The sequence below is a fragment of the Butyrivibrio sp. FCS006 genome (genome assembly GCF_000424525.1).
In the GTDB taxonomy this organism is placed as follows: Bacteria; Bacillota; Clostridia; order Lachnospirales; family Lachnospiraceae; genus Butyrivibrio.
In genome coordinates this window covers 134,695-148,933 of record NZ_KE384203.1, presented here as the reverse complement: position 1 = coordinate 148,933, position 14,239 = coordinate 134,695, and the positions used below count along the sequence as shown (strand labels likewise).

Here is a 14,239-nt window from a genome sequence, read left to right as displayed (position 1 = left end):
TATGGGAAACGCAGTATATGAAAAACTACTTAAATGCAAAGAGGCAGTGAGAAAGGTGACTGATTTTGAGCCTGATGTAGCACTGGTTTTGGGCTCAGGCCTTGGCGGCTTTGCAGAGAATATCAAGATAGAAACAGAGATTTCATACAGTGATATACCGGGATTTCCGGTTTCAACAGTTCCGGGACATGCAGGAAAGTTCATTTTCGGATATCTTGGAGATAAAAAGATTGTATGCATGAAGGGAAGGATCCACTTTTACGAGGGCTACAATATCAGCGATGTAGTTCTTCCCGCAAGACTTATGAAGATGCTGGGAGCTAAGATCCTTTTCCTCACAAACGCAGCAGGCGGACTTGGCGAAGGTTTTGGCGCAGGTGATCTTATGCTTATCACAGATCACATCTCAGTCTTTGCACCAAATCCTCTTATCGGACCAAATCTCGATGAGCTCGGACCAAGATTCCCCGATATGTCCAATGTCTACAAGAAAGACCTTCAGGACGTGATAAGAGCCGTTGCAAAAGAGAACGGGATCGATCTTAAGGAAGGTGTGTACTGTCAGTGCACAGGCCCTTCATTTGAGTCACCTGCAGAGATCAAAATGCTGGCTAAGCTCGGCGTTTCAGCAGTAGGCATGAGTACCGTAAACGAGGCAATTGCAGCAAACCACATGGGCATGCGCATTTGCGGAGTTTCATGTATCTCAAATCTGGCAGCAGGCATTTCAGGTGAGCCTCTCTCACACGAGGAAGTTCAGGAGGCTGCAGATAAGGCAGCACCTCTTTTCACCAAGCTTGTATCTGAGTCCATCAAGAGGTTTGAAGTATGAGAACAAGATTTTATAACGCAAGAATTCTGACAATGGAGCCGGGAAAAGAGATCTTTATCGGCGAAGTCTGGGTAAACGGCGATACTATACAGTTCGTTGGAACAGAAGAAGAGGCCCTTAGCTACTGTGAGGAGCACAAGGACTCGATTCTTATATGGGACAGAGAGATTGACTGCAAAAAGAATCTCCTTATGCCCGGCTTTAAGAATGCACACACACACTCAGCCATGACTTTGATGAGATCCAAGGCTGATGATCTTCCGCTTTCAGACTGGCTTAACACGCAGATATTCCCCATAGAAGCCAAGATGACAGCAGAGGATATCTATCATCTGTCCAAGATTGCTATCATGGAGTATCTTACCAGCGGAATCACAGCCGTTTTCGAGATGTATCTTACACCTTATTCCGTTGCGGATGCCTTCAGAGACTGCGGAATGCGCTGCGTTCAGACCAGCTGTGTCAATAACTTCAGCCAGTCAGTGGAGATGCTGGAGGGGTATTACAATGACCTTAACGGAAGGGATGAATACAACTCATTTATCCTTGGCCTTCATGCTGAGTATACATGTTCAAAAGAGCTTTTGGAGAATACAGCAGAGCTGGTTCAAAAATACAAAGCTCCTTTCTGGGCACATATTCAGGAGACAGAGTCTGAGACAAAAGAGTGCATCGAGAGATACGGTATGACTCCCATTAAATTCTTTGATTCTCTGGGACTGTTTGATTACGGCGGAGGCGGATATCACGTTGTATGGACCGATGACGAGGATATGGAGATCATGAAGAAGAGAGGTCTTTATGCTGTGACCAATCCGGGCTCCAACACCAAGCTGGCCAGTGGAATTGCGCCTATTTCCAAATACCTTGAAAAGGGTATTCCGGTAGCAATCGGAACAGACGGTCCTGCCAGCAACAACTGCCTTGATATGTTCAGAGAGATGTTCTTAACGACAGGACTTGCCAAGCTAAAGAACATGGATGCTTCCAGCGTTGACGCATCAGAAGTTCTTAAGATGGCAACTGTCAACGGCTCTCACGCTATGGGACTTAATGATTGCGACTATCTTGCAGAGGGCAAGAAGGCTGACATCATCATGCTGGACCTTTATCAGCCCAACATGCAGCCCATCAACAATATCGTCAAGAATATTGTTTACAGCGGAAGTAAGTCAAACGTTAAGCTTACAATGATCGGCGGTATCATCCGCTATGAAAACGGAAACTTCAATATTGGCGCAGAGCCTGCAGATATCTACGCCAAAGCTGAGGAAATCGGAAAGAGGTTATACAGCTGATATGGAAGGATACATGATAATATTCCTGGTTGTTTGCTTTATAGTCATCGCATTTGTGCTGGGCCTTAGGGATAAGTACAATGCCAGGAAATACCTGTTAAGTAAGCTGATAAAGAATTACGGAAATCCCCCTGCAAGGGAATATAAGGCAGATGACCTTGATCACGTCGCAGGCTTTTTTAAGAATCATCCGGAAGAAGCGCAGATTGACGATATCACCTGGAATGATCTTGGAATGGACGGGGTTTATAAGAGACTTAATTACTGCCTTTCCGCTGCGGGAGAGGAGTATCTTTATTATCTCTTAAGGTCCCCCAGACAGGCGGATGACTTTAAGTCCTTTGAAGAACAGGTTACTTTCCTTAAGGAGAATGATGAGGACAGAAGAAAGATACAGACTATCTTCTGGGAGATCGGCAATAACAGCAGATACTCGATATATGACTACATCGACTATCTTGAAAACATATCAGGTGCCGGCAATACCAGGCATTTTGTTATGATTGCCCTGATCCTGGCAGCAATCGGCTTTTGCTTTGTAAACTTTGCGTTGGGATTTATAGCACTTGCTATTCTGATGCTGGTACAGATTGTATCTTATTTTAGAATAAAGAGTGATATAACTCCTTACCTTGTAACTTACGGATATGTCATGAGAGTGATCAAATCCATTGATAAGTTTTCAGGGATAAGGGCTGAGGTTTTCTCAGAGGATATCAGAGAACTTAACGCTATCTCAAAAGAGTTTTCTTCCTTCAGGGCCGGTTCCTCCATTCTTCTTACATCAGCTCAGACCAATTCCAGCGGAAATCCGGTTGATCTCCTTCTGGACTACATTCGCATGGTGACTCATATAGATCTGATCAAGTTCAATCAGATGTACAAACAGCTTATGTCAAAGAGGGACAGGCTTGATAAGATCCTTGAGATCACAGGAAGGATAGAGGCGGAAGTATCCGTTGCCTGCTTTAGGGCTTCTTTTGAAAACGGATATTCTATTCCTGAATTTACAGGTGATACTTACGTGGCAAAAGACCTGATCCATCCCCTTATAGATGGGGCAGTTGCCAACACCATTGAGGCAAAGGAAGGAGTTCTTTTAACAGGATCCAATGCTTCCGGTAAGTCCACATTCCTTAAGACCTGTGCCATAAACACTATTCTTGCTCAGTCAATCCATACGGTGCTTGGTACAAGGTACTGTGCTCCGTTTTACAGGATTTATTCATCCATGGCACTTAAGGATGATATCTCAATGGGAGAGAGTTACTACATCGTTGAGATCAAGTCCATTAAGAGGATAGTAGATAAATCCAAGACTTCAGGCAACAAGGTTCTGTGCTTTGTGGATGAGGTCCTTCGCGGAACCAACACTGTTGAGAGAATTGCAGCTTCCACACAGATTCTTAAGAGCCTTGCTGAGAATGGAGTTCAGTGCTTTGCTGCAACTCATGATATTGAGCTGACAGCTCTTTTGAAAGACATCTATGAGATATATCATTTTGAGGGTGATGTGACGGATAATGACGTCAAATTTGACTATAAGCTCAAAGAAGGCCCGGCTACAACCAGAAACGCCATCATGCTTCTTAAGGTTTTGGGCTATGATGAAAATATCGTAGAAAATGCGCAGAAGATGGCGGACGGATTCTTAAAGACAGGCAGCTGGGCTGTGACTACTTAACGAGGTATTCTCGAGTTTAGTAGGAGCGTGTTCTGGCGAGCGAAGCGAGAGCAGAACTTCCTTAGAGAGGAGATTTTACATGCAGGTAAGCATATATTCTGACGGATCTGCCAGGGGAAACCCCGACGGACCCGGAGGTTACGGCGTGGTTTTGCGCTATATAGACCCCAAGGGTGAAGTACATGAAAAAGAGATAAGCGCAGGGTATGACAAGACCACCAACAACCGAATGGAGCTTATGGGCGCTATTGTGGGACTTGAGAGTCTTAACAGGCCATGTGAGGTAGAAATGTACTCGGACTCAAAGTACGTCATCAGCGGCTTTAACGAAGGCTGGTTAAAGAGTTGGGTCAAAAACGGCTGGAAGACAGCAGGAAAAAAGCCTGTTAAGAACGTAGAGCTCTGGCAGAGACTTTTAAAGGCTGTAGAGCCACACAAAGTAAGATGGAACTGGGTAAAGGGACACAACGGACATCCCGAGAATGAAAGGTGCGATGCGCTGGCTACTACAGCAGCTGATCAGGATCCGGAGTTTCTTTTACACGACGATGGAGCAGGACTATATTAACTTATTATTAAAAACAGCTTTCTGTTATTTCGTAAACTACATCAAAAGTGATATACTGAATAAGGACACTTTTCACTTGGTATACGACCTGTTTGTATACCGCTACGCATAAGGATCGGGGGCAATATGAGCGACAAAAAGAGACTTGTGACACGAAGTGATTTTGATGGTTTGGTTTGTGCGATGATCTTAAAGGAGTGTGACCTGATAGAGGATATCAAGTTTGTACACCCCAAGGATGTTCAGGACGGCAAGATTGAGCTTTCGGGTAACGATATTACAACCAATCTGCCTTATGATTCAAGAGTTTTTATGTGCTTTGACCACCATGAGTCTGAGCTTATCAGAAACGCATCCATGAAGGATAACGGCAACTGGTTCATAGAAGGCCAGGCTAAGTCAGCAGCCAGGGTGGTTTACAATTATTACAAGAAAGCCGGATACGCGCTTGACAGAATATCCGATGAGATCATGACTGCAGTGGATAAGGGTGATTCTGCTGACTTTACAGAAGATGAGATCCTCAATCCCAAGGACTGGGTTCTTATGAACTTCCTTATGGATGCAAGGACAGGTCTTGGAAGATTCCATGACTTCAGGATTTCCAACTATGACCTCATGATGGAGCTCATCAGCTACTGTGTAAATCATGATATCAAGGATGTTTTGGATCTTCCTGATGTCAAGGAGAGAGTAGATCTTTACAATGAGCAGTCAGAGCTCTTTAAACAGCAGCTAAAAGAGATTTCCCACATGGAGGGAAAGGTTGTTGTGGTAGATCAGAAGGCAGCAGGCGATGTGATCTATGCCGGAAACAGATTTATGATCTATGCTCTGTATCCTGAGGCAGAAATTTCAGTTCATGTAGCCTGGGGCTTTAAAAAACAGAACACAGCTGTTATGATAGGTAAGTCTATTATCAATAAGGCATCGAACTTCAACATCGGAGATCTTTGTCTTGAGTATGGCGGAGGCGGACATGCAAATGCCGGAACCTGCCAGATAGACAATGACAAGATAGACCAGGTACTGCCGGAGATTATTAAGAAAATTAACGCATGATGAGTAACGAGAATAAAAAAGCTTTAATAGCTATGAGTGGCGGCGTGGATTCTTCCGTAGCCGCTGCTCTTATGTTAAAAAAAGGGTTTGATTGCATGGGATGTACCATGCGCCTTTATGAGAACGATATGATTGGCGAGGACCTCTTTGGAACCTGCTGCAGCTTAAAGGACACCCAGGATGCAAGGGCTGTCTGCGAGAAGCTCGGTATAGAGTACAACATATACCACTATGAGGCAGAGTTTACCAAGAATGTCATCGAGCCCTTTGTGTGCAGTTATGAGAGGGGCGAGACACCAAACCCCTGCATAAGGTGCAATAAATACCTTAAGTTCGACATCCTCTATGAGAAGGCCAAGGCCCTTGGATACGACAACATCGTAACAGGGCATTACGCAAGGATCGAGGAGAGAGATGGACACTTTTATCTGCTAAAAGCAGTAGATCCGAGGAAGGATCAGAGCTACGTTTTATATGACCTTACAGAAGAGCAGCTCTCACATACGTACTTTCCTCTCGGTGAGATGACCAAGGATGAGGCCAGAGAAATTGCTGCCGGGTACGGTTTTGTAAACAAGGATAAAAAAGACTCTCAGGACATCTGCTTTGTTCCTGGCGGCGACTATGCAGCCATGATCAAGAGATACAGGAATAAAGAATACCCAAAGGGCGATTTTGTCGACCTTCAGGGAAATGTCCTTGGAACTCATGAGGGAATAATAAATTACACCATAGGTCAGAGAAGAGGTCTTGGAATTCCTGCGGACAGAAGACTCTACGTAAAGCGCCTTGATACTGAGAACAATCGCGTCATCCTTGCAGATGATGAGGATCTGTTCGACAAAGAAGTAATGGTAAGGGAATTTAACTGGATAACAGGGGATGCACCAAGTGAGCCCATAAGATGCCAGGCCAAGATCCGTTACAGGCATAAAGAGCAGCCGGCAACGGCAACTATCTTTGCAGATGGAAAGGCAAGAATAGTCTTTGATGAGCCGCAACGCGCCATAACACCGGGACAGAGTGCAGTTTTGTACGATGGGGAGATTGTCCTTGGCGGCGGAATTATAGGCTGAGAGAACCTGACTTCATTAAGGAGGATTATGAAAAAAGATAATGTAGTTTTAATCGGTATGCCAACATCAGGCAAGAGTACCATGGGAGTAATCCTTGCCAAGATCCTTGGCTACAGATTTCTGGATGCGGATATCGTGATCCAGGAAAAGGAGGGCAAAAAGCTCTCAAAGATCATTGAAGAAGAGGGAGTGGACGGCTTTATTGAGATTGAAAACAGGATAAATGCCGGGATCGAGACAGAGAAGACCGTTATTGCTACCGGAGGAAGCGTGGTTTACGGAAAAGAAGCCATGGACCACTACAAGAACATCGGTAAGGTGGTTTATCTGAAGGTCGATATGGATACTCTTACAAAGCGCCTGCACAATGCAAAGCGGAGGGGCGTTGTCATGAGAGAGGGTCAGTCCCTTGTATCCCTCTACAATGAGCGAAGCGCTCTGTATGAGAAATATGCTGATATCACCATCGAGGAAAAAGACTTTACGATGGAAGAAGTCATCGATATCACCCTAGAAGCTCTAAAAGCTCTTCCTTTGTGAGGCTTGGAGCACTAAGTGAACCTGTATTAAGGAGCTGGTCAGCCAGCTCTTTTTTCTTGTTCTGAAGTTCGATTATTCTCTCTTCAATGGTATCTTTCATGATGAGTCTGTAGACGGTCACCACATTCTTTTGCCCGATCCTGTGGGCCCTGTCGGTGGCCTGATTCTCTACAGCAACATTCCACCAATGGTCGTAATGAAGCACAATATCGGCAGCTGTCAGGTTAAGACCTGTTCCGCCGGCCTTTAATGATATGCAAAATACCGTGGTGTCATCTTCCTGGAAAGCATCCACCAGTTTTATACGATCTTCCTTCTTGGTTGAGCCCGTAAGGAGATAGTGGGATATACCTTCTTTTTTGAACAGCGCAACCAGTCTCTCCAACATGGAAGTGAACTGGGAGAAGAGCAGTACTTTGTGTCCGCTCTCGGCGGCGCTCTTTATCATCTCTACGCAGAGCTCAGCCTTGGCAGAACCTCCGTCATAATGATCGTAGATAAGGCCGGGATCGCAGCAGAGCTGGCGCAGTCTTGTAAGCTCTGAGAGGATCATGATCCTGTCATTTTTGATCTCCGCATCGCTCTTGGTTGAAACCATCATCTTGACCTGCTGAAGATGAGCTTTATAGAGCTCCTGCTGACCCTTGGTCATCCGGGTTACGATGTTTTCTTCAAGCTTATCCGGAAGGTCCGTAAGGACATCCTTTTTAAGGCGCCTTAGAACAAAAGGCGCGATCATCTTCTTTAAGCGCAGCATTGCGCTTTCATCTCCCTCAGCAATTGCAGGGATCTCAAGAATTTCTTTAAATGCCTTGTAGCTAAAAAGATATCCCGGCATACAGAAATCAAATATGCTCCAGAGCTCGCTGAGCCTGTTTTCAATGGGAGTTCCGGTAAGCGCAGCCCTGAAAGAGGCGCTTACTGACTTTGCGGCTCTTGCAACCTGGGTTGTGGGATTTTTTATGAACTGAGCCTCATCTATTATCATGCACTCAAAGGATAAGTACTTGTACAGTTCAATATCCCTGCGCAGAAGATCATAGGAGGTTATTAATACGTCTGTTTCTTCTTCATCAATTTCAGATGTCACCCTGACTCTGTCGGGCTTTATGCCAACAGCCAGCTCACACTTAAGGCTTGGAGTAAATTTCCTTATCTCGTGCTGCCAGTTGTAGACCAGGGAAGCAGGGCACACGATAAGAGAGCAGCCAAGCTTTTTGCCTTCCTTTTTAGCTTCTTCCTTTAAGGAAAGAAGGAGAGTAAGGACCTGGAGCGTCTTTCCAAGACCCATATCGTCTGCCAGTATTCCGCCAAAGCAGTTGTCCTTAAGAGTTCTTAGCCACTTATAACCTTTTTTCTGATAGTCGCGAAGAACATCATCAAGTTCCCCAGGGACTTCATAATCAGAACTTCCGGGATCCTTGAAGGAACTGATCAGGTTTTTAAAGGTGCCTGCCCTTGATAGCTTTGTGAATTCGTAGTCCGATGATTTCTCGGACAGTTCATTCAGGAAAAGAGCTCTGTACATTGGCACGGAGGCATGACCTTCCAAAATGCTTTTGGAGGTAAGACCAAGACCGTCCTTTACAGAGTACATAAGCTCCATGTCCTCGCTGGTGAGCTTTAGGATATCTCCGTTCTTTAGGCGGTAGTACTTTCTCTTTCTGTCATATCTGTTAAGGATGTCATCAAGTTCTTTAAGCGAAAGGTCCTCAGGGACCATTGTAATCTCAAGAAGGTCAGAAACGACGGATACGCCAAGACTAATTCTCGGAGCCTTTCTGATGTTGATGGCCTTAATGTTATCCGAGAGATATACATCCCCGAGTCTGTCCAGCTCAGCGAGGTCGTCGGATATAAAAGTGTAGAGATTATCCTCTTCTCCGGGCTTTGGAGATAGTACCAGCTTATTTTGACTCTCATCTATGGAATCGAAAAATCTTCCCACAGCCTTGATTATCTGGCTCTCCTGCAATAGATTTCGCCTGATATCTTCATCTGTCTTATCTACATTTTCAAAGACGTTTACCGTTGTTTCCGAGGGCTCGTCTTCCCTGTAGAGGGCTTTGATCTCACAGGTTATTTTATTCTCATCAGGCATGTCGATGTAGAGCCTGAACTTTGGCATGTCGGGAGCATATTTGGACGGAGAGAAGCCTCCGTAATTTACATTGAAATACTGCTCGATAACAGGGAAAAGACCTGTCGAAAACAGCGTAAGATCCTTGTTTGATACAAACAGCTCATTTCCTGTTCTTCTTGCTGACAAAAACTTAAGGAAGGGCAGCACAGGTTCTGAAATTTCGCTGTCCACAACGTGCAGCTTGTGTCGCCTTTCAAAATATATGTTTGAGTGGCCCTCAAACATGGTAAATCTGCTGGCTTCAAAGGTTATTCCGTTTTTGTCTGTCTCGATGTTGAGGTCAATGGGCGGAAATACGCGAACGATCTCAAGGAGTCTTTCATCGCTGTATCTTGCCCTGAAGTCAGAGTTTAAGAAGTAGACTTCATCCAGTATCTCAAACAGCTCATCAATCTCATGCCCAAATAGCTCTATCTGCTTGCCTCTTCCTTTGGCGTAGGTATAGGAAATCGTGGAAGTGGAGCCCGAAGGAATCAGATTATCTTTGAGCTGTCTCTCTCTGAAATAGGAGATAAGAAAACGGATGATTTTTCTTGATTTTTCCGTGAAAGCTGACAGGTCATGGGTAAATTCCAGGTGTTTTCCATAACTGACGGTATCGCCGTTGTGAATGGCACTAAGGAGCGCCAGGATGTCTTTAAGCACATACTTATAGCCAGTATCGCCGGAGATGATGTTAAAGCTTAGCTCAAGCTTATCCTTTGTAAGGACCACGTGGGGTTCGAGCTCAACAAAAGAGCCCTTCTTGTACAAAAGAGGAGATCGTATCTCAGGTGAGTAGGCCTTTAAGAGGTTCTTTGTCTCAAAGGAGGTATAGTGGAAACTCTCCTTGGCATCAGAAACAAAGCGCCTCCCGGAGCCCGATATAAAGCTGTTTCTTAAGTTGTCGTCATTGTTATTTTGCATTATTCAGATACTTGTCCAAAGTGGTGAGTACATCGGTGAAATACTGCTTGCGTGTAATTTCGTCTGCGTTGAAGATCTCATGCCTTGATTTTTCATAGTGATGAAAAACGGCGGCGGGTACTTTTTCTTTAAAAGCCTCGTAGCCTGCCGGATCGATGAGATGATCGCAACCTGCAGTCATTACGGTTAGCGGGATTTTAATTTTCCCCGCATTCTTAACTGCTTTTCTCGAAGCCTTCATGCTGGCAACAGCCCAACCAAAGGAAGCTCCGCAGGTCTGATAGTGCTCATCGGCTCTTCGCATTGAGAGCTGGAATTCAAACCTTGGGGCAGAGATGGCGCTGCTGTTTGTAACTGTTACTGTAGGATCAAAGTGCTTCTGATTAGGCGCAAGCTTTTTGCTCTTACCTGTAAGTTTTGCATAGAGCCCTATAAGAGTAACCAGAATCGCCGGATAGTCTGCTCCCTTCATCTTCATCATGGGAGAGCTGAGGATAGCTGCCTTAAAAGTCTCGGGATGCTCTTCAAGGTAAAGTGCTCCTGTGCATCCGCCCATGGAATGAGCGATCATAAAGAGCGGAAGATCACCCAAATCGGGCTCTACTACAGCTTTTATAAAGTGATGCAGGTCTTTTACATAGGTTTCATAACTATCGATATAGATGACGTCTGCCTCGGGGCACTTGCCCTCTGAATAGCCGTGACCTCGCTGTTCCATGAAAAAGACCTTGTAACCTGCCCTGTACAGATACCAGAGATATTCTCTGTACTTCCCGATAAATTCAGCCATTCCGTGAACAACAACGATGCAAGCTTTGGGGTTATCAGGTGTTATGGTAAAATACCGAAGCCTTGTGCCATCAAAGCTCTCGTGGGTACCTGAGACTGCCTCTTTTTCAAACCATGCTTTATTTTCATTTTCCATTGCAGAAAGGAAGTCATCCTCTCCGAGAAACTTTATGTCTGTCATTTGTTTGTTCCCTTAGTGAGTGTATTTGCCGGGTTCCACAGTTTGTCATAAGAAATGCCGGTTACTTTTTCGCAGATTTTCTTTTCCATACCGTTTGCTTCTGTATCTATCTGGCCTTTGCGTCTTGCAATCTCTGTCTGGACTACCTTAAACTCTTTTCCTGTAAGAGGGAAGATATATCCGACAATAATGAGAAGAGCCATGAGGATCACTGGAACAAATACAAAGATATATACGATGCCCCTTTGGGTCTCGAGGCTCTGTCTTATCTTGTTGTTGGCAAGATAGGAGTCATAGCCTACAGCTGCAAGCAGAAAGCCTATGGTTGCGTTTGACAGACCGGCTGATATCTTTCTTGCAAAGGTTGCCATTCCTGAAACTATGCCGGGTCTTCTGATGGAAGTGATAAGCTCATCGACATCAGCCATGTCAGCCATGATCGAGAAGATACTTGTCAGAGTTGCAGCGTTACCAAGTCCTATGATAGCTGTGAGTATAAGGATCGGAACAAGGGATGCACCTTCCTTGGATACGAATAAAAGACCAAGCGTTGCGAAAAGTCTCATAGGTGCACCGATCAGGATTGTTGTTCTCTTGGATGTCACGTTCATCACAGGGCCCCAGATCAGCATTCCAATCAGCTGAGATGCTAAAAGAGTAGCCATAAGAGCTATAAAACATCCGTTATTGTAACCGTTTAAAACGTCGTCACAGTAAATGAGTGCCATTCCTGAAACGATGTCCATACCACACTGTCCGAAGAGATATATGCCGATAAAGAGCCTGAAGGATCTGCTCTTGAATACGCTTATAGCCTGAGGAAAGCTCTCTACAATGCTGGACTTAACAGGTGGCTTTGGATGTTCCCAGGTTCCTGCAAAGGTCACCATGGATGTTGCGAAGAACAGGAATCCGAACAAAAGCGCACAGGTTAAGTACTGCGCCGGATTGGTGTTGTCTTTTATGATGAAGGTCGGAACAAGGCCACAGACAGCGGAACCTATTGTGGACCAGATCATGCGGACATTTGAAAACTTAGCCCTTATGGTGTAGTCATCAATCATATCCGGAAGAAGTCCGTTATACGGAACCGATATGATGGTAAAACCAGTGGAGAAAAGGCAGTACATAAACAGATAGAATGCGTACATAGCGCCTGCCGACTTAGTGGGAATTGTGACCCACATCACAACGAAGGTGAGAGCTGATATTATTCCGCCCACCAGAATATAGAATCTCTTTGGACCAAATCTTGACACCGTTCTGTCGGTGATGTTGCCCATGATAGGATCGGTTATGGCATCCCAGATCTTTCCCACAAGTGGGATGGTACCTGCAAGTGCAGCCGGCATACCCAGTGCCTTGATAAGAAAGGCTGTGAAGAAGGTGTTGATGATGACAAATGCACCTCCGCTGTAGAACTCAGCCATACCGTAGAGATTACGACTTAGTAGAGAATAGTTTTCTTTTTTACCCATATTTTGCCCCCTGAAATACAATACATTTTATCCTTATATTTTATCACAAATTATTTATTAAATCTTCTTTACAGTGCCCTGGCATTGGGGTAGAATAATAACGCACGCTACTAATTAGATAGTCTGAAATTCATAAGTAGCGGTCTTGTCAGGAGGAGATTTATGTCTAGAAAAGCTACCATCACGCAAAAAGAAATAGTGAATGCTGCGTTTAAAATAACCAAGAAAGAGGGCTTTGAGTCTATTACTTCCAGGAAGCTTGCTGCTGCAACAGGTTGTTCTACACAGCCTATCTTCAGAGTTTATGAGACCATGGACGAGTTGAAGAAGGACGTTTATGCCAAGACAGCTGAGTTCTATTCCGAGTACTATGCAGAGTTTGCCAAGAACCATGAGGTTCCTTTTGTTGACCTCGGCCTTGCATACATCGGCTTTGCCCAGAAGTATCCGCATCTCTTCAAGCTCCTTTTTGTATCAGGCCAGACACCTGACGGCAAGAGCATGTACGATCTTGTAAACGGAACCGATGAGAACGTGGTAAAAGAGATAAACAGAGCCACAGCAGCCGGTGCAAAGAATGCACAGCAGCTCTTTATGCAGATGTGGATATTCATCCACGGTGCAGGATGCATGGCAGTTACCGGAGATTATGACCTCGATGAGGCTACCAGTGTAAACATGCTTGAATCAGTATACAGATCATTTGCGCAGTAACAGGCTGTAAGTTTTCAGAGGGGTTATGAAGTTCGAAGCAGACGTAGATGTAATTACCAGAATAAATGAATGCTACTCCAGGATGAGCAAGGGCAAAAAGAACATTGCCAGCTATATCTGTGATCACTACGAGCAGGCTGTATTCATGACAGCTGCTGAACTCGGCAAGATCGTAGGGATGAGTGAATCCACCGTTGTAAGATTTGCCATGAGTCTCGGATATGAAGGATATCCCGAGTTTCAGAAGGCGCTTGCTTCCTGGGTGGGAGATAAGTTCGGATCCGTAGAGAAGGTAGGCAGGAGATTTGGCAAGAGTAGTGAAGGTGAGATTCTCCAGGCAATCCTTACATCTGATATTTCAAATATTCAGCACACCATAAATAATATTGATGTTGCTGCCTTTAAGACAGCGGTTGATATTATTCTCAAGGCCAGAACGGTCTATATTGTAGGCCTTCGCAGCTGCGAGCCTCTTGCTGATTTTCTTCACTTCTATCTGAATATGATAAGAGGAAACAACGTTCTGATCAGGACAACCAGTGTCAGTGAGATGTTTGAGCAGATGATCAGGATCGGAGACAGAGACTGCATCATAGGAATCAGCTTTCCGAGATATTCCATGAGAACACTTAAGTGCATGGAGTTTGCCAACGACAGAAACGCCAAGGTCATCACCATCACTGATTCTGTCCATTCACCCATGAACCTGTACTCATCCTGTAATATCCTGGCAAAGAGCGAGATGGCTTCAATCGTTGATTCTCTCGTAGCACCGCTCAGCGTCATAAACGCTCTGGTTGTAGCTCTTTGCATGAGAAGACCCAACGAGGTTCAGGCTGACCTCAAGATGCTGGAAGAGACCTGGAACAATTATCAGGTATATCTCAATGATGAGATAGACTTTGCTTCTGACGATCTGGGGATGCACCTTGTAAATACTTCCCTTGGTCGTAAGGATAAGGAATAAT

12 protein-coding genes are annotated in these 14,239 nt (G+C 44.8%); 9 read left to right on the top strand and 3 right to left on the bottom strand.

Annotated elements, in window-relative coordinates; translation table 11 throughout:
* Position 1 precedes the first annotated feature (1 nt).
* The 7 genes from G633_RS0107910 to G633_RS0107880 all read left to right on the top strand — a co-directional run bounded on the left by G633_RS0107910 (position 2) and on the right by G633_RS0107880 (position 7,060).
* On the top strand, positions 2-832 hold the full coding sequence (locus G633_RS0107910; RefSeq protein WP_022768331.1) for a purine-nucleoside phosphorylase: 831 nt from the start codon (positions 2-4) through the stop codon (positions 830-832).
* Positions 829-2,130 carry an amidohydrolase gene (locus G633_RS0107905; protein WP_026519601.1) on the top strand — a complete coding sequence of 434 codons (1,302 nt, stop codon included), beginning with the start codon at positions 829-831 and terminating at the stop codon, positions 2,128-2,130. The genes G633_RS0107910 and G633_RS0107905 overlap by 4 nt, the downstream gene beginning before the upstream one ends.
* A 1-nt stretch (position 2,131) precedes the next feature.
* Positions 2,132-3,814: a MutS-related protein gene (locus tag G633_RS0107900; RefSeq protein WP_026519600.1), complete on the top strand. Its 1,683-nt coding sequence runs from the start codon at positions 2,132-2,134 to the stop codon at positions 3,812-3,814.
* Between the two features lie 79 nt (positions 3,815-3,893).
* A complete protein-coding gene (rnhA, locus tag G633_RS0107895; protein WP_026519599.1) occupies positions 3,894-4,382 on the top strand; it encodes a ribonuclease HI in 489 nt (162 codons plus the stop codon).
* A 126-nt stretch (positions 4,383-4,508) separates the two neighbouring features.
* A complete protein-coding gene (locus G633_RS0107890) occupies positions 4,509-5,444 on the top strand; it encodes an exopolyphosphatase (RefSeq protein ID WP_026519598.1) in 936 nt (311 codons plus the stop codon).
* A complete protein-coding gene (gene mnmA, locus G633_RS0107885) occupies positions 5,441-6,520 on the top strand; it encodes a tRNA 2-thiouridine(34) synthase MnmA (RefSeq protein WP_026519597.1) in 1,080 nt (359 codons plus the stop codon). The genes G633_RS0107890 and mnmA overlap by 4 nt, the downstream gene beginning before the upstream one ends.
* Before the next feature lie 27 nt (positions 6,521-6,547).
* A complete protein-coding gene (locus tag G633_RS0107880) occupies positions 6,548-7,060 on the top strand; it encodes a shikimate kinase (RefSeq protein WP_026519596.1) in 513 nt (170 codons plus the stop codon).
* Here the strand turns inward: G633_RS0107880 and G633_RS17785 are convergent.
* The 3 genes from G633_RS17785 to G633_RS0107865 are packed head-to-tail and all read right to left on the bottom strand — an operon-like array spanning position 7,026 to position 12,557.
* Positions 7,026-10,109 (bottom strand): DEAD/DEAH box helicase, encoded by a 3,084-nt coding sequence (locus tag G633_RS17785; RefSeq protein ID WP_051200042.1) that lies wholly within the window; start codon positions 10,107-10,109, stop codon positions 7,026-7,028. The genes G633_RS0107880 and G633_RS17785 overlap by 35 nt on opposite strands.
* Positions 10,099-11,079: an alpha/beta fold hydrolase gene (locus G633_RS17780; protein ID WP_051200039.1), complete on the bottom strand. Its 981-nt coding sequence runs from the start codon at positions 11,077-11,079 to the stop codon at positions 10,099-10,101. Before G633_RS17780 ends, G633_RS17785 begins: the two co-directional genes overlap by 11 nt.
* Positions 11,076-12,557, bottom strand: a complete 1,482-nt coding sequence (locus G633_RS0107865; RefSeq protein WP_026519595.1) for an MFS transporter — start codon at positions 12,555-12,557, stop codon at positions 11,076-11,078. Before G633_RS0107865 ends, G633_RS17780 begins: the two co-directional genes overlap by 4 nt.
* 162 nt (positions 12,558-12,719) lie before the next feature.
* Between G633_RS0107865 and G633_RS0107860 the strand changes: the two genes are divergently transcribed.
* Entirely contained in the window at positions 12,720-13,271 is a 552-nt protein-coding gene (locus G633_RS0107860) for a TetR/AcrR family transcriptional regulator (protein ID WP_026519594.1), read from the top strand.
* 25 nt (positions 13,272-13,296) lie between these two features.
* A complete protein-coding gene (locus tag G633_RS0107855) occupies positions 13,297-14,238 on the top strand; it encodes a MurR/RpiR family transcriptional regulator (RefSeq protein ID WP_026519593.1) in 942 nt (313 codons plus the stop codon).
* The last annotated feature ends 1 nt before the right edge of the window (position 14,239 follow it).

Excerpts from the sequence above, each read along its gene's own strand:
- G633_RS0107890 (WP_026519598.1), top strand. The coding sequence starts at position 4,509 with ATGAGCGACAAAAAGAGACTTGTGACACGAAGTGATTTTGATGGTTTG.
- G633_RS0107860 (WP_026519594.1), top strand. The coding sequence starts at position 12,720 with ATGTCTAGAAAAGCTACCATCACGCAAAAAGAAATAGTGAATGCTGCG.
- rnhA (WP_026519599.1), top strand. The coding sequence starts at position 3,894 with ATGCAGGTAAGCATATATTCTGACGGATCTGCCAGGGGAAACCCCGAC.
- G633_RS0107910 (WP_022768331.1), top strand. The coding sequence starts at position 2 with ATGGGAAACGCAGTATATGAAAAACTACTTAAATGCAAAGAGGCAGTG.
- mnmA (WP_026519597.1), top strand. The coding sequence starts at position 5,441 with ATGATGAGTAACGAGAATAAAAAAGCTTTAATAGCTATGAGTGGCGGC.
- G633_RS0107900 (WP_026519600.1), top strand. The coding sequence starts at position 2,132 with ATGGAAGGATACATGATAATATTCCTGGTTGTTTGCTTTATAGTCATC.
- G633_RS0107905 (WP_026519601.1), top strand. The coding sequence starts at position 829 with ATGAGAACAAGATTTTATAACGCAAGAATTCTGACAATGGAGCCGGGA.
- G633_RS17785 (WP_051200042.1), bottom strand. The coding sequence starts at position 10,109 with ATGCAAAATAACAATGACGACAACTTAAGAAACAGCTTTATATCGGGC.
- G633_RS0107855 (WP_026519593.1), top strand. The coding sequence starts at position 13,297 with ATGAAGTTCGAAGCAGACGTAGATGTAATTACCAGAATAAATGAATGC.
- G633_RS0107865 (WP_026519595.1), bottom strand. The coding sequence starts at position 12,557 with ATGGGTAAAAAAGAAAACTATTCTCTACTAAGTCGTAATCTCTACGGT.
- G633_RS17780 (WP_051200039.1), bottom strand. The coding sequence starts at position 11,079 with ATGACAGACATAAAGTTTCTCGGAGAGGATGACTTCCTTTCTGCAATG.
- G633_RS0107880 (WP_026519596.1), top strand. The coding sequence starts at position 6,548 with ATGAAAAAAGATAATGTAGTTTTAATCGGTATGCCAACATCAGGCAAG.